The sequence below is a fragment of the Streptomyces amakusaensis genome, from assembly GCF_039532665.1.
Classification (GTDB): domain Bacteria; phylum Actinomycetota; class Actinomycetes; order Streptomycetales; family Streptomycetaceae; genus Streptomyces; species Streptomyces amakusaensis.
Genome location: NZ_BAAASB010000025.1, coordinates 20410 through 40697 on the forward strand (window position 1 = coordinate 20410; position 20288 = coordinate 40697).

The window sequence follows — 20288 nt, forward strand, 5'->3', positions numbered from 1 at the left end:
CGAAAACGGTCCATCGCCGACTGGATGCCGACGGGGTCCGGCCCTGGCCCCGCCGTGGCCCGGCCTCGATCCGGGCTCCGGTCGGGCCTCGGCCGGGCCTCGGTTCAGGGACGTCCGCCCGGACGTCCGCCGCCCCGCGCCCGGGGCTCGCGGTCCGTGCCGTGCGCGAGCGCCCCGCGCCGGTGCCCCGCCTCGGCCGCCGACCCGTCCCCGGCCCCGTCCCCGGCCCGCTCGCGGCGGTGGAACAGGGCGAGCGAGGCGCAGCCGCCGACGGCGAGGACGATCGCGGCGTCGGCCCAGAGTCGTACCGCCGTCCCGGCGTCGAGGAAGAGATGAACGGCCGTCACTTCCAGACTCAGAAAAGCCACCGCCGGGACAATGACCGCGTACAGACCGTTCCGGTTCACCCTGAGACCTCTCCGGCGAGGCGGGCCGATGAGCCGATGACAGGAAGCCGCCCGCGCCTACGACCCCTACCCACTCGGCGGCGCGCCGATCCGCGGGATCGCGCCGTTCTCGAACCGGCATATGCCAGATCGCCGCCCTCGTGGACGGCGACAGCCCGGCCTCCTTCCGTGACTCAGGGTGAGCATGACGGGCGGGCCGACGGGAACGGACGTACCCTGAACGGGGGGTAGTCAGCGGTTCAACCGGTTGGTCGGGAGGCCACCATGGACGTCCTGGTACTGATCGGACGCGTCCTGTTCGTTCTGCTCTTCCTGAACTCCGCCGTCGGTCATCTCACCCAGACGCGGGCCCTGGCGGGGTACGCCCAGTCCAAAGGGGTGCCCGCGCCCGTCGCCGCCACCGCAGGCAGCGGGGTGCTGATCCTGGTGGGCGCGGTGAGTGTGCTCCTCGGTGTGTGGGCGGATCTCGGCGCGCTGCTGCTCGCCGTCTTCCTCTTCCCTACGGCGCTGCTGATGCACGCCTTCTGGAAGGAGAGCGATCCGCAGGCCCGGCAGACCGAGTCGGTCAACTTCCTCAAGGCGATCTCGCTGGGCGGCGCGGCGCTGATGCTGCTGGCGTTCTTCTCGTACGCGGGCCACGACCTCGGTCTGACCCTCACCGGCCCCCTCTTCCACATCCGCTGAGACCTGCGGCGGGACATGACGAAGGGGCCCGTCCGCCGGACGGGCCCCTTCGCGGTCTCTTCGGCCGGTCAGACGATCTGGTCCGACAGCTGGGCCTGCTCACGGGCCGAGCCGTAGGCCTGCGGGGTGCCGTAGGAGCGGCGCGCCACGAACCACCAGACGGTGGCCAGTGTCAGCACCGCGACCAGGGCGATCGAGGCGTAGTTCATGGTGTCCACGGTCACGGGGTTCGTCTGCGGCAGCAGGAACAGCACCGTCACCAGGGCCACCCAGACCACCGCGATCCAGCCGATCGGCTTGCTCCACTTGCCCAGGTTCCAGGGGCCCTGCTCGAAGCGGTCGCCGGCCCGGAGCTTGAGGTAGATCGGGATCGCGTACGCCGGGGTGATGCCGATGACGTTGATGGCGGTCACCGCGCCGTACGCGGTCGAGGAGTACAGCGAGGGCAGGGCGAGCAGGCAGGGGACGGCCACCGACAGCCACACCGCGGGCACCGGGGTCTGGGTGCGGCTGCTGACCTTGCGCCACAGGGCCGAGCCGGGCAGCGCGTTGTCACGGCTGAAGGCGAAGACCATCCGGCTCGCGGCCGCGACCTCGGCGTTGCCGCAGAACAGCTGGGCCACGATCACGATCAGCAGCAGCGCGGAGGCACCGTTGGTGCCCAGCGCGTCGACCATGATCTGGGCCGGGGGCACCCCGGTCTCCGAGTTCTGCGCGCCCGCGTAGTCCTGGATGGCGAAGGTCAGACCGGCCAGCAGCGCGAATCCGGCGATCCAGGAGACCCAGATCGCGCGGACGATGCCCTTGGCGGCGGTGACGGAGGCGTTGGAGGTCTCCTCCGAAAGATGCGCGGAGGCGTCGTAGCCGGAGAAGGTGTACTGCGCGAGCAGCAGACCGACCGCCGCCACATAGATGGGGTTCTCCCAGCCGGTGCCGTTCACGAACTCCGTGAAGACGTACTCGGGGGACTGGTGGTTCTTGGGGACGACGGCGAGCACGCCGACGATCAGCGCCACACCGCCGATGTGCCACCACACGCTGATGGAGTTCAGCACGCTGACCAGCTTCACGCCGAAGAGGTTCAGAGTGGCGTGGAGCAGCAGGATGATCATGAAGATGATCATGGTGGAGCCGGGCGTCGGGTCGATGCCCCACTGGAGGTTGAGGAACGCGCCGGTGAACAGGGCCGCGCCGTAGTCGATACCGGCGATCGCGCCCAGCAGGCCCAGCAGGTTCAGCCAGCCGGTGTACCAGCCCCACTTACGGCCGCCCAGCCGGTCCGCCATGTAGTACAGCGCGCCGGAGGTGGGGTAGGCGCTGGTCACCTCGGCGAGCGCCATGCCGACGCAGAGGACGAACAGGCCGACTCCTATCCAGCCCCACATCATCACCGCGGGGCCGCCGGTGTTCATGCCGAAGCCGTACAGCGTCATGCATCCCGAGAGGATCGAGATGACGGAGAAGCTGATGGCGAAGTTGCCGAAGCCTCCCATGCGGCGCGCGAGAACCGGCTGATAGCCGAGTTCCCGCAGCCGCTCCTCCTCGTCGACGGGGGACTTGGGGTCCGCACCCGACCATCTGGGCGAGGGGATGGACATGATGGATCAACCTCCGGGGGAAAAGGTGTTCGCACTGAACAATCGGTGGGGGAGGGGCGGGCGCGGGCGGGGGGCCCGCGCCGTGAGCGGTCGACGCCGACCGCACCGGGGGGTGCGGATCAGCCGCCGCCGCGTGCGGCGGACAGACATCGTCCACGGGCGCGGAGGAAGACCTCCTCGGCCAGCGACGGGTCGTCGGGGTTCTGTGAGCGGTAGAGCCAGGGTGGAGCGGTGAAATACGGGCCGAGCGATTCGAACACCCGGCCCGCCTCCGCGAACCGGCCCGCGCCCCACAGCGCGTGGGCCAGATGGTTGAGGTCGAGCAGCGAGGCCTCGGCCGGATCGATGTGGTCGAACCAGCCCTCCAGGGCGATCATGGCCTCCCGGGTGGCGTCCTCCGTCACCCAGTGCAGATCCAGCGCCCGCTCATGGCCCCGGTCACGCCGGTAGCGCTCCACCCGGACATGGAGCGGAAGCGCCAGCAGCGCCGAGCCCGCGGGCGCGGCGGACGCCGCCCACTGGACGAAGTTCACGGCCTCCGACAGATGTCCGCCGGGCCGGCGGGCATAGACGAACTGAAGCATCCGGTGGTACGCCTCGCGGTTGTACGGGTCCCTCTTGTGGGCCTCCGCGAGCAGTCCCCAGGGGCCGGGGAAGAGCATGGGGCCCGGCGGCACCTGGCGGTGCTCGTCCAGCCGCTGCTTCTCGTCCAGCTGGGCCAGCGCCAGCAGACACACCCAGGGCACCGGGTCGTCGGGGCCGTGGTGGGCGGCGATCCTGCACGCCTCCCACGCCTCGTGCCACAACTGCTGTGTCTGCGGGTGGTTCTCGCGGTGGGCCCGCAGCGCCCTCTCGACCGAGACCCGGCACTGCATGACGTTCGCGGCCAGCGAAGCGGGCTCCTCGGCCCGCCACGCCTGCACCGCGTCGGAGCCCGCGGCGACGGCCGCGAGCACCTGGGTGCGCTGGGTCCACACCCCCCAACTGGCCGTCGAGTTCAGCAGATTGCGCATCGACAGCCAGCGACCGGTCCGTAAATCCTGCATGGCGGTGCGCAGCTCATTGTCTTGGCCCGCCGGGTGGTACACCGGCCGGAACTGATCCTGGGCCATCAGTCCGCCGCCGCCCCCGTCGCTCTGCGTCGGCGTGGATGTCGGGAATAGGTCGTCATGGGTCCTCATAGGGACAAGTGGGGGGTTGAGTCGGGGAGGAGATCACGGTCCACTCCCACATGCGCGCCGATCTTACTCAACCAATCGAATACGACAAGAAGTTGACAAAGAACGGTCACATTGTGGAACGTCGGACAGACGCACTAGGACATTTGACCCTCCCTTGACGGCAAACGTCACCTGATCCACTCTGTCATGTCGTCAACCAACAAGATCCTCCCGGTACTTCCGCCACAGACGGAGGCCGAGGATCCTCCCGGAAAGAGGGCAGTGGCCGATGCCGCACGCCGTACTCGCCGTCGACCAGGGCACCTCCGGCACCAAAGCCCTCGTCATCTGCCCCGAGCGCGGGGTCATCGGCACCGGGACCGTGCCGCTCGCCCCCCGCTACGGCCCCGGCGGAAGCGTCGAGATCAACCCCGAGGCCCTCCTCTCCTCCGTCGTGGACGCCGGACGGCAGGCCCTCGCCGAAGCCGGCGAGCCCGTCGCGGCCGTCGGACTCGCCAACCAGGGCGAGACCGTCCTCGCCTGGGACCCGGCGACCGGCGAACCCCTCACCGACGCCATCGTCTGGCAGGACCGGCGCGCCGAGACCGTGTGCGCCGAACTCACCCCGTACGCGGACGAACTGACCCGTCTCACCGGGCTCCCCCTCGACCCCTACTTCGCCGCGCCCAAGATGGCGTGGATACGGCGCGAACGCACCCGCGAGGGCGTGGTCACCACCAGCGACTCCTGGCTGATCCACCGCCTCACCGGGGCCTTCGTCACCGACGCGGCCACCGCCGGACGCACCCAGCTCCTCGACCTCGACCAGGTCGCCTGGTCGCCCCGGGCGCTCGACGTCTACGGCCTCGCCGGCGAACGCCTGCCGGAGGTCGTCGACGCCGCCGGACCCGTGGGCGACACCACCGCCTTCGGCCCCGGCATCCCGCTCACCGGCCTCCTCGTCGACCAGCAGGCCGCCCTGCTCGCCCAGAGCGTCACCGAGCCCGGCACCGCCAAATGCACCTACGGAACCGGCGCGTTCCTGCTCGCCCAGACCGGGAACACCCCCCGCCGCACCACCGGCGGACTCGTCAGCTGCGTGGCCTGGCGACTCGGCGGAGAGACCAGCTACTGCCTCGACGGACAGGTCTACACCGTCGCCTCCGCCGTCCGCTGGCTCACCGGCCTCGGCGTCATCTCCGGCGCCGCCGACCTCGACCGGGTCGGATCGAGCGTCCCCGACAGCGGCTCCGTCACCTTCGTCCCCGCCCTCGCCGGACTGGCCGCCCCCTGGTGGCGCGGCGACGTCCGGGGCTCCCTCACCGGACTCGGCCTCGACACCGGCCCCGGCCATCTGGTGCGCGCCCTGTGCGAAGGCATCGCCGCCCAGGTCGCCGAGTTGACCCGCGCCATCGCCGCCGACCTCGGCCGCCCCCTCACCAGCCTTCGCGTGGACGGCGGACTGACCCGCTCCGCCCTGCTCATGCAGACCCAGGCCGATCTGCTCCAGATCCCCGTCGAGGTCTCCGCGCTCCCCGACGCGACCGCACTCGGGGTCGGCGCCCTCGCCCGGCTCGGCCTCGACCCCGGCCTCAGCACCGAACAGGCCGTCCCGGCCTGGCGGCCCTCCGCCGTCTACGAGCCCAAGGCCTCGGCGGCCGAGGCCGCCGAACGCCTGGGCCGCTTCCGTACCGAGGTGACCGCACTCCTGGAGCGAACCACCCCCCAGGTACCTTGAGCCGGGTGAGAGTCACCACCACCGGCCCGCTCCCCGGGGCCACGTACGATGTCGTCGTCGTCGGAGCCGGAGTCGTCGGCTCCGCCATCGCCCGCGAACTCGCCCGGCACCGGCTGCGCACCGCGCTCGTCGACGCGAGCGACGACGTCGGCAACGGCACCTCCAAAGCCAACACGGCCATCCTGCACACCGGCTTCGACGCCTTTCCCGGCTCGCTCGAATCCCGGCTGGTGCGCGAGGGACGACACCGGCTCGCCGCGTACGCCGCCGAGACGGGCATCCCCGTCGAACCGCTCGGCGCGCTCCTCGTCGCCTGGGACCGGGAACAGCTCGACGCGCTGCCCGCGCTCGCCGCCAAGGCCGAGCGCAACGGCTACCACGAGGCCGCGATCATCGGCCCCGACGAGGTCTACCGGCGCGAACCCCGGCTGGGCCCCGGGGCCCTCGGCGCGCTCGACGTCCCCGGCGAGAGCGTCATCTGCCCCTGGACCACCACCCTCGCCTACGCCACCCAGGCCGTCCGGGGCGGTGTCGAACTCCATCTCAACTGCCGGGTCGAGAACATCGCCGACGACGGCGAGCACCACGAACTCACCACCGGCCGGGGCCCGCTGCGCACCCGGTACCTCATCAACGCGGCCGGTCTGCACGCCGACGAACTCGACCGCCGGCTCGGCCGCGAGGACTTCACCGTCACCCCGCGCCGGGGCCAGCTCATCGTCTTCGACAAACTGGCCCGCCCGCTCGTCAACCACATCCTGCTGCCGGTGCCGACCGCGCTCGGCAAGGGCGTCCTCGTCTCCCCGACGGTGTACGGCAATGTCATGCTCGGCCCGACCGCCGAGGACCTCGACGACAAGCGCGCCACGAACTCCACGGAGCGAGGGCTGCGGGCGCTGCTGAACCAGGGTGAACGCATCATGCCCGAACTGGTCGCCGAGGAGATCACCACCGTCTACGCCGGTCTGCGGTCGGCCACCGAACACGACGACTACCGCATCCGCGCCCACCCCGGGCAGCGGTCCCTCACCGTCGGAGGCATCCGCTCCACCGGGCTCACCGCGTCGATGGCGATCGCCGCCCATGTCATGGAACTCCTCCCGGAGACCGGCCTCGACCCCGGACCCGCCCACGAACTGGAGCCGATCCGGATGCCGAACATCGGCGAGGCCTTCCCCCGCCCCTACCAGCGGCCCGAACTGATCGCGGCGGACCCCGCCTACGGCACCCTCGTCTGCCACTGCGAGCGCGTCTCGCTCGGCGAGATCCGCGACGCCCTGGCCGCCACCGTCCCCGCGTGCTCCGCCGACGGCCTGCGCCGCCGCACCCGTGCCCGGGGCGGTCGCTGTCAGGGCTTCTACTGCGGCCCGGCGGTCGACGACCTCCTCGACACCGCCGCGGCCGAGCGGGGCGCCCCCGGGACGGCGACCCGATGAGGCCCGAGGAGCGAAGCGCCCGGCCGAATCCCCCGGCGGCGCACCCGGGGATCGTGGAACGGACGGTCGACGTCCTCGTCGTCGGCGGCGGACCCGCCGGGCTCACCGCCGCGACCCGGCTCGCCTCCGCCGGAGCGGGACGCGTCGAAGTCCTCGACCGGGAGCGGGAACCCGGCGGAATCCCCCGCCACTGCTTCCACGGCGGCTTCGGGGCGCGCGATCCGCGCGGTCTCCTGCCCGGCCTTCTGCACGGCCCCGAGTACGCCCGCCGTCTCGCCGCCGACGCCCTGAGCGCCGGGGCCGCCCTGCGTACCGGAGTCACCGCCACCGGCTGGGCCGGACCCCGCACCCTGGAGATCACCGGACCGCGGGGGATCGAACGCGTCACCGCGCGCGCCGTCGTTCTCGCCACCGGAGCCAGGGAACGCCCCCGCGCCGCCCGGCTGATCCCCGGCACCCGGCCCGCCGGTGTGCTCACCACCGGCGAACTCCAGCAGGCCGTCCATCTGCACGGCCGGCGGATCGGCGGCCGTGCCGTGGTCGTCGGCGCGGACGCCGTCGCCCACAACGCCGTGCTCACCCTGCGCGCCGCCGGCGTCGAGACCGTCGCCCTGATCAGCTCCCGGCCGCCCCTGCCCCTTCCCGTGCCCGTGTCCGTAACCCGGCCGCGCCGCCCCGTCACCGTCCTCCACCGGACCACCGTCACCGAACTCGTCGGCCACGGCCGGCTGACGGGGGTGCGCCTTCGTCACGAGGACGGCCGGACCGCCGTTCTCGCCTGCGACACGGTCGTCTTCACCGGCGACTGGATCCCGGACCACGAACTCGCCCGGCGCGGCGGGATCCCGCTCGATCCGGGCACCCGGGGGCCCGCCGTGGACACCGCGTACCGCACCGCCGAACCCGGTGTCTTCGCCGCGGGCAATCTGCTCCACGGCGTCGAGCGCGCCGGGATCGCCGCCGAGGAGGGCCGTGTCGCGGCCGGACAGGTGCTCCGCCATCTCGCCGGGGAGCCCTGGCCGGGCCCGGGGCTGCCGGTACGGGTCGGGGCCCCGCTGCTGTGGGCGGCCCCCAACCGGGTCCACCCCGGCGGTCCGCCGCCGCTGTACGGCAGGTTCATCCTGCGGACGGCGCTACCGCTCGCCCTGCCCAGGCTCACCGTCAGCCAGGACGGCCGGATCCTGTACCGCCGACGCCCGCCGCGGCCCGTGCTGCCCGGCCGGCCCGTCCATCTGGGCTCGGGCTGGACGGCGGCGGCGGACCCGGCGGGCGGCGCGCTGCTGATCACTGTCTGACCCGGGCGGCCCCGCGTACGACGAAGGCCGTGACCCCGCAGTCGCGGGGGCACGGCCCCTTCCTCACGGCCGCTCGCGGCCGGACCGGCGGGCAGGGCTCAGGCGATGGCCGCCGAGACGATCGCCGACACCGCGATGTTGCAGGACGCCGTCACCCAGACCGCCGGGTGCGGCTCCGGCTCCACCAGGGTCGCGCCCAGCTTGCCCGGGGTGATGAGGTCCACCACGACGAACGCCACGGCCATCATCACCAGGCCGAGCAGGCCGAACGCGGCGGTCGAGACCAGGCCCTTGCCGAAGTCGTGATAGGTCGTCCAGATCGAGGTGAACACGATCCCGCCGATGCCCACCAGCGCGGAGCTGAGCAGCAGCGCGGCATTGCGGTTGCGGTCCTCCCATATCTGCCGGCCGAGCTTGCCCGGAGTGAGCAGGTCGATCAGGACCATGCCGAGGATCAGAAGGACCAGGCCGAGGGCGCCGTAGGCGCTCGCGCGGCCAAGTCCGTTGACGATGTCGCTCATTGAGGAGCCAGTCTCCGTGTCCAGAGGTGATACCGGTCAAGGGCGCGCAAAATCTACCGTACGAACCGATGAACGGCTCAGGGACCCCACCGCAGAGATTCATGTAGGTTACAGCCATGCCGCCCGGGATCCGGGCCGGCCGGGGTCGGCGGAGTGCTCGCCGGGCCCCTGCCCGCATGTCCGCCGCCGTGCGCGTGCGCGGCCGCGGGGGACTTTCAGGGGTATCCGCAATAGCGGGAATTAGCGCCTCTTTGACGTCCGAGAGGGGGTCTGTTCAGGCCACCTCGCTGAAGTCCGCCAAATGTCCGGATCTGGTACCGGAGGTGTTGCGGAATAGGCCATCCCGACCTTCCGCAGACCGGTGGCGATCCTTCGTCAGGTGGCTCTCATGCCTGGTCAGAGCGGTAGACCGAAACATTTCGGCCATGGTAGGGGTGGCGAGTAGGGGTACCCCCTAGTTTGGCTGATCTGCTAGACATATCCTCAGTGAAACGTACGTAGGGATGAATCGTCGAACGTGCGTGACCGCACCTGAGGTCTGTAACGGGGAGTTTCAGTCCATTGATTGAAAAGCGAAACACTGGTCGCTGGGTCCGCCGCTATCACGCTGCTGACGAAAGCCCGGTCCAGCTGGTGTGTCTGCCACACGCGGGAGGCTCCGCCTCCTTCTATTTTCCGATGTCCCAGTCCCTCGCCCCGGCGGTGGACGTCCTGTCCGTGCAGTACCCCGGGAGGCAGGACCGCAGGAACGAACCGGGGATCACCGATCTCGGCCTCTTCGCCGACCAGTTGACCGAACAGCTCGTGCCCTGGCTCGACCGGCCCATGGCGCTCTTCGGTCACAGCATGGGCGCGGCCCTGGCCTTCGAGGTGACGCGCCGGCTGGAGCGCGACCACGGGGCCGCTCCGGTGCGGATCTTCGCCTCCGGGCGGCGCTCGCCCGCCAGTTTCCGCCCGGAAACCGTCCATCTGCGCGATGACGACGGAATCGTCAGAGAAATGAAGGAACTCAGCGGAACGGACGCGAGGATCCTCGGCGACGAGGAAGTCCTGCGCATGGTGCTGCCCGCCATTCGCACCGACTACACCGCCATCGAGAACTACCGCGCGGCCCCGGAAGACACCGTGCGCACTTCGGTCACGGTGCTGACCGGGGAGTCCGACCCCAGAACCAGCGACGAAGAGGCTGAGGCATGGGCCGGACACACCACCGGTGAATTCGCCATTCACCGTTATCCCGGTGGTCATTTCTTCTTGGCGAACCATCAGCAGAGCATTATGAGGATCGTCTCCGACGAGCTCTCCGCGGCCGTCCGACAGGGCTGACCCGCAAGCAGCAGTGCGGCACACCCGGGTTCGCCCGGTGTGCCCGAGAACCTCCCTCCGCCCCCGACGGCGGAGGGAGGGAGCCGCATGACCGCCGGCTCGCCGAGGGCGAGACCGGAAGGGGAGGCCGCGTCGACGGCCCGGCGATCAGCACTGCGCTCATTCACACATCACCACGCGGTGCGACGACGCCCTCACGGGCGAGCGTCCGGCCTGGCGTGAAGTTTTTTCGCAAGTCGTGCAGTTCGGGGGAAGGAAAGACTGTGGCCGCAAGGCTGGTTGAACGCGACAAACAGCTCCACACGCTGAATGAGCTGCTGGGGAGCGCACGGCGCGGCCGGGGGCGGGTCGCCGTCATCAGCGGGGGCGTCGCCAGCGGGAAGACGACTCTGCTGGAGAACTTCACCGAAGAGGCCATCGCCTCCGGGGCGCTGGTCCTCGAAGCGGCGGGATCCCGCGCGGAACGCTATCTCCCCTTCGGGAATCTCCGCAGAATCCTGGACAGCGTCGCACCGCTGTCCCCCGAGATCCACGGCTACGTCACCGAACTGCTGGACCGCGTCACCGCCAACGCCACCGCCACTGCCGTCGCCGCCACCGACGCCCCGGCCGGTCCGGACGCCCCGGGCACTTCCGGTACCCCGGGCACCTCTGACGCCGAGCGCGCGCTCGACGAGGCCAAGCGGATCCTGCCCTCGGTCTCCACCGCCCTGCTGCGGCTCGCGCACGACCGCACTCTCATCATCACCGTCGACGACGTCCACCACGGAGACGAGCTCTCCCTGCACTTCCTGCTCTCCCTCGCCCGCCGGGTGCGCCAGGCGAGCGTCATGATCGTGCTCACCGAGACCGTTCCGCTGCGGTCCGCGCAACTCGCCTTCCAGGCCGAACTCCAGCGCCAGCCGAACTGCACCAGCGTCCGGCTCCCCCTCCTCACCACGAGCGGCACCGCCAGCCTGCTCGCCGACCACTTCTCGGCCTCCACCGCGCAGCGCCTCTCCGCCGAGTGCCAGGAGACCACCGGAGGCAATCCGCTGCTGGTCGGCGCACTGCTGGAGGACGGCCTCACGGCGCTGGGGGACAGCGAGCCCCTCAAGCGGCTCGACCCCGCCGACGCCTACGAGCGCGCGGTCCTCGACTGTCTCCACCGGGGCGACCCCGAACTGCTCACCGTCGCCCGGGGCATCGCCGTCCTCGGGGACTCGGACTCCGCCGTACTGCTCAGCCGGATCGTCGACCTCCACATCAAGGGCACCGAGCAGGCCCTGCGCGACCTCCGCCGCTGCGGCCTGCTGCACCGGGGGGCGTTCCGCGACGCCGCGGCCCGTACCGCCGTACTCGAGGCGACCCCGCCCGCCGCGCTCTCCGCACTGCATCTGCGCGCCGCGAAACTGCTCCACCAGGACGGCGCGGCGGCGGTCGACGTCGCCCGGCACCTCCTCGCCGCCCGCAAGAACGTCGAGGACTGGGCGATCCCCGTCCTCCAGGAGGCGGCCGAGTACGCGCTCGTCGACGACGAGCACGAATTCGCGCTGCACTGCGGCGAACTGGCCGTGCTGTCCTGCCCCGAGGGACCCCGGCACGCCGCGCTGAAGTCCCGGCTGGTCAGCATCGTCTGGCGCAGCAACCCGGCCGCCGCCGAGGGGCATCTGCGCCAGCTCTCCCGCGAACTCGCCACCGGCAGACTCGCCGACCGCGACCTCGTCCAGGCCGTCTCCTGCCTCTCCTGGGTGGGCGAGGCCCGGTGCGCGGGCGAGGCGGTGCTGCGGCTGCGGACCAGCGACCGGGTACCGGCGTACGACCCGAGGACGCTCGCCGCCGCCCAGAGCTGGCTCACCATCGTCAGCCCACCGCTCACCTCGCTGTTCAGCACCGTCGCACCGCCACAGACAACGCTGTCGCAGACGGCGTGCACCCCGTCCGCCGCAGGACTCAACACCATTCCCTACGACATGGCGGACAACGCCTACGCCCATGCCGCCGACGCCATGCGGACCGCCCTGCGCGGCGGACAGGCCGAGGCGGCCGTCAGCGAGGCCACCCGGGTCCTCCAGCGCTACCACCTCAGCGACCGCACCCTCCAGCCGCTCATCTTCGCGCTGCTCGCCGTCGTCTACGCGGGCCGCCTCGATCTCGCGCTCGCCTGGTGCGAACGGCTGCTCGGCGAACGCTCCGCCCGCAACGCGCCGACCTGGCAGGCCGCGCTGGGCGTGGTGCGGGCCGAGATAGCGCTCCGCCAGGGCGATCTGCCCGGCGCGGCCACCCGGGCCCGTACCGCCCTCTCCCGGATCTCGCTCCAGAGCTGGGGCGTGGGCATAGCGCTGCCGCTGGCCGTCCTCGTCGAGGCCGAACTCCAGATGGGCAACGAGGAGGAGGCGTCCAGCCTGCTCGACCAGCCCGTGCCCGAGGCCATGTTCGCCACCCTGGCCGGACTGCACTACCTCCGGGCCCGGGGCCGCTGCCACCTCGCCACCGGCCGCTATCACGCCGCCCTGCGCGACTTTCTGACCTGCGGCGAGATGATGGAGTCCTGGGGCATGGACGCCGTCGAACTGGTGCCCTGGCGGCTGGACGCCGCCGAGGCCTGGCTCGCCCTCGGCAGCCCTGGGCGCGCCCGTGAGTACGCCGAGCAGCAGAAGCAGCGCGAGGCGGGGCCCGCGGGCAGCCGGCCGCGCGGCTCGCTGCTGCTCCTGCTGGCCCGTACCAGCACCGATCTCAAGTACCGGCTCAAGCGGCTCACCGAAGCGGTGGAGACTCTGGAGGAGGGCGAGGACCGGCTCCAGCTCGCGATGGCGCTCGGCGAACTCGGCCGCGCCTACCGGGCGCTCGGCGACTTCAACCGGGCCCGGATGCTGGTCCGCAAGGCCTGGCACGTCGCCAAGTCCTGCGGCGCGGAACCCCTGTGCCGGCAGTTCATGCCCGGCCAGGGAGACACCGAGCCGCCGTCCCCGAGCGGCCGGGAGACGGAGCCGCCCAAGGAGGCGGAGGTTCTCTCCGAGGCCGAGGCCCGGGTGGCGCTGCTGGCGGCGCGCGGTCACACCAACCGCGAGATAGCGACGAAACTCTATGTCACCGTGTCGACAGTCGAGCAGCACCTGACCCGTATCTACCGCAAGCTCAAGGTCAAACGCCGCCGCGATCTGCCCGCCCGGCTCTCCGATCTGAGCCTCCCCGGCATCGCCTGAACGACCGCCGTCCGCCCGTCCGCCCGCCCCGCCGCCGGGGCGGGCGGACGGCTTCACGACAGCAGCCCGCGCTCCAGCGCGGTGATCACCGCGGCCGTCCGGTCCGAGACCGACAGCTTCTTGAACGAGCGCAGCAGATGCGTCTTCACCGTCGCCTCGCTGATGAACAGGGCACGGCCGATGTCCGCGTTGGTCAGCCCCTGGCCCACCAGCCGCAGCACCTCGCGCTCACGCTCCGACAGCAGCGGCGGATCCACCGCCCGGGCCCGGAACAGCTTGGGGGCCAGCGACGGGGTCAGCACCGTCTCGCCGCGCGCCGCCGCCTTCACCGCGTGCACCAGATCGTCCCGGGAACTGCCCTTGAGCAGATACCCCGCCGCACCGGCCTCCACCGCGCGCAGAATATCGGCGTCGTCCTCATAGGTGGTGACGATCACCACCTTGCTGCGCGGCGACTCCCGCAGGATGTGACCCGTCGCGGTCACCCCGTCCATCTCGCCCATCCGCAGATCCAGCAGCACGATGTGCGGGGTGAGCCGGGCCGCCAGCAGCACCGCCTCCTCGCCCGAACCGGCCTGCCCCACCACCCCGATGCCGTCCGCCGACTCCAGCATGGCGCACAAGCCCTCCCGTACCACCGGGTGGTCGTCGGCCAGCAGAACCTCGATCATGTCGCCCCCGCTCCGGCCGGCTCCCCGGCCACCGGTCCCAGAGGCACCGTCACCTCGATGACGGTGCCCGCTCCCGGGCGGCTGTCGACGGACGCCGCCCCGCTGATCTCCTCCACCCGTGCCCGCATGCCGCGCAGCCCGAAGCCGCCCCGCTCGCCGTCCGGATCAAAACCCTCACCGTCGTCGCCGATCACCAGCCGTACGGAGTCGTCGGCATACGCCACCAGCACCTCCACCGTGCGGGCCGTGCCGGCGTGCCGCCGTACATTCGCGAACGCCTCCTGCACGGACCGCAGCAGCACCACACTGACCGCCATCGGCAACGGCCGTTCCTCGCCCTCGGACCGGCAGCGCACCTCAAGACCCGTCTCGGCCGTCAGCAGCCGCGCCTGCCGGCCCACGGCCTGGACCAGCGAACTCTCCCGCAGTGCCGGGGGAGTCAGCGCGGCGACGAAACCACGCGCCTCGGCCAGACTCTCCTTGGCCACCCGCCCGGCGAGCCCCAGATGGGCGAGCGCCCGGTCCGGGCTCTCCACCACCTCCGACTCAGCCACCTGAACCAGGCTGATGATGCTGGTCAGACCCTGCGCCAGGGTGTCGTGGATCTCCCGCGCCAACCGCTCCCGCTCGGCCGAGATCCCCGCCTCGTGCGAGAGCCGGGCCACCCGCTCCCTGCTGCGCCGCAGCTCATTGATCAAATCACCCCGGTCCATGCTCTGCTGCACCACCCGGGTGATCCACAGCCCGAGCAGCACCGACAGCGCGATCCCCAGCAGCGAGGTGGGCAGCACCGAGAGGATATGAGGGTCGAAATCCCCGCCGCGCAGCCACACCACCGTCACCGGCCACAGATTGGCCAGCATCACGAGCACGATCGCCGGCGGCATCGGCAGGCTCATCATCAGCATCGGAACCACCGCGAACAGCGCGAAGGAGCCCGCGAGATCGGCCGTGCCCGCCACCGCGAACAGCACGAAGAGCCCCACCGCGAAGACGACGTTCCGCCGCCCCGCCGTCCGGTGGATCATCAGTCTCCGGCCGAGTCCCGCGTACCAGGGAACGATCAGCGTCAGCGCGCCGACGGCGACCGCGCGGTGCTCCTCGGCCCCGCCCGAAGTGAACAGCAGGATCGTGGTGACGAGGTAGGAGATCGCGAAGTAACCGTCCCACAGGCCGAACCAACGAGTCCCCGATTCGGGGCCGTAACCCGCGTTGGCCTGCGAACTTTCCTCCTGAGTCTGAGTGTGCACCTTACAAGTCCTACCATGCGCCCCACCGTGTCAACCGGTCGGTTGACAACCGGTCCCATCGATCGGTCGTCCCGTGGAAGACCCTCCCGGACCTACTTTTGACGCAGCGGGAGGAACGCCGCGACAGCACCGTGACAGCACCGCGAGGGGGAGCAGCAGTGGCAGGGCAGGAGTCGGTCACGTGAGCCAGTTCTGGGCGGCACTCATCACCGGTGCGTCGACACTGGCGGTCATCCTGGCGGCCGACCTCGGACACCGCCGCATCACCGCCGTACGGCTGGCGGGCCCCGTCCTCGTGTCCGTCCTCGTCATCGTCGCCTGCGTACGATCCCTTCCCACGGCCGGCAACGACATGTCGCTGCAACTCGCCTGCGTCGGCGTGGGCGTGATCTGCGGACTCGTCGCCGGAACTCTGCTTCCCGTACACCGGGACGACACCGGCCGCGTCCATACTTCCGGCGGAATCGGGTACGCGCTGATCTGGCTCGGCTGCACGGCCGCCCAGGCCGTCTTCGCCTACGGCGCGGAACACTGGTTCACCGCCGCCATGGCCCGGTTCACCGCCGAGTACGAACTCAGCGGCGAGAGGGTCCTGGTGAGCGCCGCCGCGCTGATGTCCCTCGCCATGGTGCTGGCCAGGACCGCGGCCCTGGCGTCCAGGGCCCGCGTCCCGGACCGGACAGAAGGAGCGGAAGGGACGAACGCGCCGGACCCGGTGGCCGGACGGCCGGGCGGAGGGAGACCGTGAATTGACGGTCGACAGGGTTCCGTACAAGCGTGTGATGGTTCAGAGGTCTTCAAGGCTAGGGTGAAAAAAGTGGTACGTCATGATGAATTGAGGCTGCGGCCGCCTCGCAACCGTGTCGAAAGCCGCGCGATCGGCTGGTGGACCCTGCAATCCTCCCTGTTCGCATTGCCGCTGCCGATCGTCTTCGGAGTGCTCTACCTGTTCATTCCGCCGGCCAGATTCGTCTTCGTCTGGGCATTCTTCGCCACCCTCGTCCCCGGCATCCTCTACATGGCCGTCATGCCCCTCTGGCGCTACCGCGTCCACCGCTGGGAGACCACCGACACCGCCGTCTACGCGGCCTCCGGCTGGCTCTGGCAGCGCTGGCGCGTGGTCCCCCTCTCCCGCATACAGACCGTCGACACCATGCGCGGCCCGCTCCAACAGCTCTTCGGACTCTCCGGAGTCACCGTGACCAGCGCCTCCGCCTCCGGCGCGGTGAAGATCAACGGACTGGACCACCGGGTCGCCGCCGAGATGGTGGAACAGCTCACCAGGTCCACCCAGGCCGTACCGGGAGACGCCACATGACCTCGGAGACCACGGCCGGCCGGCGCGCCCACGCCGCGGCCGACCCCTGGGGACGGCTCAACCCCCGGCTCATCCTCGTCAATCTGAGCATCGTCGCCGCCCCGCTCGCCCTCTACGGCGCCACCCACGCGGTCACCGGCGGCGAGATCAACCTCCAGGTCCTGATCACGCTCGGCTCATTCCTCATCACCTGCCTGGTCATGGCGGGCATCAGCCTGATGCGCCTGCTCACCACCCGCTACCTCCTCACCGACGACCGGATCGAACTCCGCAAGGGCCTCCTCTTCCGCAGCCACCGCTCGGTCCCCGTCGACCGCATCCGCAGCGTCGACCTCACCGCCAACCCGCTTCACCGTGTCTTCGGCCTCACCTCCCTGGAGATCGGCACCGGCGAACACGGCGAATCCGCCGGAGCCGGCCTCTCCCTCGACGGCATCAGCAAGAAGGACGCCGACGAACTGCGCCGACAGCTCATCGAACGCCGCAGCGCCGGACGCGGCCTCACCGTCGACGAGACCGACGGCCCGATCGCCGAGATGGACTGGGCCTGGCTGCGCTACGCCCCCCTCACCATCTGGGGCGTCGGCGGAGTCTTCGTCGCCGTCGGCACGGTCTACCGGACGCTGTACGAGATGAAGATCGACCCGCTGGAACTCGGCATCGTCAAGGACGTCGAGGACCGCTTCGGCTCCGTCCCGCTCTGGTTCGGCATCCTGGTCGCCGTCCTCGTCGTCGTGATCATCGGAGTCATCGGCTCCACCGTCACCTTCATCGAGGGGTGGTCCGGATACCGCCTGGAGCGCGAGGACGGCGGCATGTTCCGGGTCCGGCGCGGAATGCTCGTCACCCGCTCCGTCACCATCGAGGAACGCCGGCTCCGCGGTGTCGAGGTCGCCGAACCGCTGCTGCTGCGCTGGGCCGGCGGGGCCCGCCTCAAGGCGGTCGCGAGCGGCCTGGGCAACGACGAGGAGAACAGCAGCCGCAGCCGGCTCACCCCGCCCGTCCCGCACGCGCTGGCCCTCGCCGTCGCCGCCGACGTACTGGCCGAGAAGCGGTCCCCGACCGCCCTCGCCGAACTCGCCCCCCACCCCCGCGCCGCCCTGCGCCGCAGGGTCAATCTGGCGCTGGGCACGGCGGCGCTGACCGCGGCCCTCCTCGCCGTCCCCGGCCTCTGGCTCACCCCGGTCCTCGTCCACACGGGATGGATCACCGGCCTCGTACTGCTGCCCATCCTGCTGGCCTACGCCTTCGACGCCTACCGCAACCTCGGCAGCGCGATCCAGGGCCGCTATCTGGTCGCCAGGTCCGGCACGTTCGCCCGCCGCACCGTCGCCCTCCAGCGCGAGGGGATCATCGGCTGGTCCATCACCCGATCGGCCTTCCAGCGCCGCGCCGGACTGCTCACCCTCGGAGCCACCACGGCGGCCGGCACGGGCGTCTACAAGGTCCGCGACATCGCGGTCTCCGACGGACTCGCCCTCGCCGACCGGGCGGTGCCCCAGGTGCTCGCCCAGTTCATCGAACGACGACCCGGGCGCGGCTGACCCCCGTACCCCCATAAACCAACTGGCGCACCCCCGAGAGGTTGGAGGGGCGGACCTCCCCCCGGCCGCCCCTCCAACCTCGTTCTCATGTCCCGGGCCCCGCTTCAGGGGCTGGTAGGGGATGTGACCGGGCCCGCGCGGAAAATACTGTCGGGGCGGACAGGCGCGCCCGCGGGGCGCCCCGCTCCCGCGGACGTGGTTCCGACGCGCCGTGATGTCCTCCGGCGCCGGCGGCGGGAGCTGTGCGCCCCAGGCGGTCAGAGAGCGCCGAGAGACGAGGAGCATCGCATGTGCGGCATTACCGGCTGGATATCGTTCGACCGTGAGCTGACCCAGGAGACCGCGACCCTGGAAGCCATGGTCCGCACGCTGACGAACCGGGGGCCCGACGCCGGGGGCACATGGACCGACGGCCACGCCGCCCTGGGCCACCGCCGGCTCTCCATCATCGACCTGGCCGGCGGCGTCCAGCCGATGCAGATCCGGACCCCCGCCGGCCGGATCGCCCTCACCTACAGCGGCGAGGTCTACAACTTCACCGAACTCCGCGAGGAACTGCGCGGCCGGGGGCACCACTTCCGCACCGTCAGTGACACCGAGGTCGTCCTCAACGCCTATCTGGAGTGGGGCGACGCGATGGCCGAACGCCTCAACGGCATGTTCGCCTTCGCCGTCTGGGACTCACGGACCCAGAAGCTCACCATGATCCGTGACCGCATGGGCATCAAGCCGCTCTTCTACCACCGGACGGCCGACGGGGTGATCTTCGCGTCCGAGCCCAAGGCCATCTTCGCGAACCCCCTCGCCAAGCCCGTGGTCAGCGCCCGGGGCCTGCGCGAGTTCATCGCCTTCCACCGCCCGCCCGGAGAGACGATCTGGGACGGCGTCGAGGAGGTCGTCCCCGGCACCGTCGTCACCGTCGACCACGCCGGAGTGCACCGCCGCACCTACTGGCGGCTGGAGACCCAGGAGCACACCGACGACCTGGAGACCACCGTCGGCCGGGTGACCGAACTCCTCGACGACACCGTCACCCGCCAGCTCGTCGCCGACGTGCCCACCTGCGTACTCCTCTCCGGCGGACTCGACTCCAGCGCCATCACCGCCCTCGCCGCCGCCCGCCGGGCCTCCCGGGGCGAGACGCTGGACACCTTCGCCATCGACTTCGCCGGCGAGTCCGACCACTTCGTCGCCAACGAGGTGCACGGCAGCCGCGACGCCGGATACGCGGCCGAGATGGCCCGCCACGCGGACACCCGCCACTCCGACATCGTCCTCAGCCCGGCCGACCTCGCCGACCCCGAGGTGCGCCGACAGGTCGTCATCGCCAGGGACAGCCCGGCCGGCCTCGGCGACATGGACGTCTCCCTGTATCTGCTCTTCAAGTCGATCCGCGAACGCTCCACCGTGGCCCTGTCCGGCGAGGCCGCCGACGAGGTCTTCGGCGGCTACGGCTGGCTCCACAACCCCGTCGTCCAGGAACGCGAGATGTTCCCCTGGATCACCGCCGGGATGATCGGCGCCAGCCCCAACACCCAGCCCGCCGAGATGTACAACCTCGACATGCTGATCGCGACCAACCCGCTGGAGGCGGTGGCCGACGGCTACGCGACCGCCGTCGCCGAGATCGGACAGCTGGAGACGGACAGCGCGCACGAGAAGCGCATGCGGGTGCTGTCCCATCTGCATCTGACCCGCTTCCTGCGGATGATGCTCGACCGCAAGGACCGCATGAGCATGGCGGTCGGCCTGGAGGTCCGGGTGCCGTTCTGCGACCACCGGCTCGTCGAGTACGTGTACAACACCCCCTGGTCGATGAAGACCTACGACGGGCAGGAGAAGAGCCTGCTCCGCGGCGCGACCCGCGACCTCCTGCCGCGCTCGATCGTCGAGCGCCGCAAGAGCCCCTACCCGGTCACCCAGGACCGGGCCTACGGCGAGGCGCTCCAGCAGCAGGCCAAGCAGCTCCTCGGCGAGGACGGACCCGTCTTCCAGATCGTCAGCCGCGACTGGCTCGCCGAGTCGGTCGCCACCGCGCCCGGCGAACTCGCCCTGGCCACCCGCAACGGCCTGGAACGCGCCCTGGACACGGCCATCTGGCTGGACGCCTACCGGCCCGAGGTCACCATGTAGCCACGATGGCACCGCGCGGGTG

At 71.1% G+C, this 20288-nt stretch carries 16 protein-coding genes; 10 read left to right on the forward strand and 6 right to left on the reverse strand.

All coding sequences use genetic code 11. The features are described 5' to 3' along the window. Positions 1 to 104 precede the first annotated feature (104 nt). Positions 105 to 368: a hypothetical protein gene (locus ABD371_RS31620; RefSeq protein WP_344484666.1), complete on the reverse strand. Its 264-nt coding sequence runs from the start codon at positions 366 to 368 to the stop codon at positions 105 to 107. Positions 369 to 671: 303 nt separating this feature from the next. Between ABD371_RS31620 and ABD371_RS31625 the strand changes: the two genes are divergently transcribed. Further along, complete coding sequence (locus tag ABD371_RS31625; RefSeq protein ID WP_344484669.1) at positions 672 to 1091, forward strand: DoxX family protein; 420 nt, start codon at positions 672 to 674, stop codon at positions 1089 to 1091. A 68-nt stretch (positions 1092 to 1159) separates the two neighbouring features. Here ABD371_RS31625 and ABD371_RS31630 read toward each other — a convergent pair whose 3' ends face one another. Next, on the reverse strand, positions 1160 to 2689 hold the full coding sequence (locus tag ABD371_RS31630; protein ID WP_190124317.1) for an amino acid permease: 1530 nt from the start codon (positions 2687 to 2689) through the stop codon (positions 1160 to 1162). A 119-nt stretch (positions 2690 to 2808) separates the two neighbouring features. Continuing rightward, positions 2809 to 3801, reverse strand: coding sequence for a hypothetical protein (locus ABD371_RS31635; protein WP_344484674.1), 993 nt, complete (start codon positions 3799 to 3801; stop codon positions 2809 to 2811). A gap of 337 nt (positions 3802 to 4138) precedes the next feature. On the opposite strand from ABD371_RS31635, the gene ABD371_RS31640 reads away from it, so the two are divergent. From ABD371_RS31640 to ABD371_RS31650, 3 genes are read left to right on the forward strand one after another with little or no spacing between them, the layout of a single operon-like run. Then, entirely contained in the window at positions 4139 to 5587 is a 1449-nt protein-coding gene (locus tag ABD371_RS31640; protein ID WP_344484677.1) for an FGGY family carbohydrate kinase, read from the forward strand. 5 nt (positions 5588 to 5592) lie between these two features. Further along, positions 5593 to 7023 carry an FAD-dependent oxidoreductase gene (locus ABD371_RS31645; RefSeq protein WP_344484680.1) on the forward strand — a complete coding sequence of 477 codons (1431 nt, stop codon included), beginning with the start codon at positions 5593 to 5595 and terminating at the stop codon, positions 7021 to 7023. Between the two features lie 50 nt (positions 7024 to 7073). Next, entirely contained in the window at positions 7074 to 8318 is a 1245-nt protein-coding gene (locus ABD371_RS31650) for an NAD(P)/FAD-dependent oxidoreductase (RefSeq protein WP_381734141.1), read from the forward strand. A gap of 98 nt (positions 8319 to 8416) precedes the next feature. Here ABD371_RS31650 and ABD371_RS31655 read toward each other — a convergent pair whose 3' ends face one another. Continuing rightward, positions 8417 to 8839, reverse strand: coding sequence for a DUF350 domain-containing protein (locus ABD371_RS31655; protein WP_344484686.1), 423 nt, complete (start codon positions 8837 to 8839; stop codon positions 8417 to 8419). 561 nt (positions 8840 to 9400) lie between these two features. Here ABD371_RS31655 and ABD371_RS31660 point away from each other — a divergent pair. Further along, positions 9401 to 10165: a thioesterase II family protein gene (locus tag ABD371_RS31660; protein WP_344484689.1), complete on the forward strand. Its 765-nt coding sequence runs from the start codon at positions 9401 to 9403 to the stop codon at positions 10163 to 10165. A gap of 263 nt (positions 10166 to 10428) precedes the next feature. Continuing rightward, the gene (locus ABD371_RS31665; RefSeq protein ID WP_344484692.1) at positions 10429 to 13350 is read left to right on the forward strand and encodes a helix-turn-helix transcriptional regulator; all 2922 of its coding nucleotides are present in this window, start codon (positions 10429 to 10431) and stop codon (positions 13348 to 13350) included. A gap of 53 nt (positions 13351 to 13403) precedes the next feature. On the opposite strand, the gene ABD371_RS31670 is transcribed toward ABD371_RS31665, so the two are convergent. Both ABD371_RS31670 and ABD371_RS31675 read right to left on the reverse strand, forming a co-directional pair. After that, positions 13404 to 14021 carry a response regulator gene (locus tag ABD371_RS31670; RefSeq protein ID WP_344484695.1) on the reverse strand — a complete coding sequence of 206 codons (618 nt, stop codon included), beginning with the start codon at positions 14019 to 14021 and terminating at the stop codon, positions 13404 to 13406. Then, complete coding sequence (locus ABD371_RS31675; protein ID WP_344484698.1) at positions 14018 to 15271, reverse strand: sensor histidine kinase; 1254 nt, start codon at positions 15269 to 15271, stop codon at positions 14018 to 14020. Before ABD371_RS31675 ends, ABD371_RS31670 begins: the two co-directional genes overlap by 4 nt. A gap of 181 nt (positions 15272 to 15452) precedes the next feature. Between ABD371_RS31675 and ABD371_RS31680 the strand changes: the two genes are divergently transcribed. The 4 genes from ABD371_RS31680 to asnB all read left to right on the forward strand — a co-directional run bounded on the left by ABD371_RS31680 (position 15453) and on the right by asnB (position 20266). Further along, complete coding sequence (locus ABD371_RS31680) at positions 15453 to 16019, forward strand: hypothetical protein (protein WP_344484701.1); 567 nt, start codon at positions 15453 to 15455, stop codon at positions 16017 to 16019. A 69-nt stretch (positions 16020 to 16088) separates the two neighbouring features. Then, positions 16089 to 16589, forward strand: a complete 501-nt coding sequence (locus ABD371_RS31685) for a PH domain-containing protein (protein WP_344484704.1) — start codon at positions 16089 to 16091, stop codon at positions 16587 to 16589. Then, on the forward strand, positions 16586 to 18133 hold the full coding sequence (locus ABD371_RS31690; RefSeq protein WP_344484707.1) for a PH domain-containing protein: 1548 nt from the start codon (positions 16586 to 16588) through the stop codon (positions 18131 to 18133). The genes ABD371_RS31685 and ABD371_RS31690 overlap by 4 nt, the downstream gene beginning before the upstream one ends. Positions 18134 to 18421: 288 nt before the next feature. After that, positions 18422 to 20266 (forward strand): asparagine synthase (glutamine-hydrolyzing), encoded by a 1845-nt coding sequence (asnB, locus tag ABD371_RS31695; protein ID WP_344484710.1) that lies wholly within the window; start codon positions 18422 to 18424, stop codon positions 20264 to 20266. Positions 20267 to 20288: the final 22 nt, after the last annotated feature.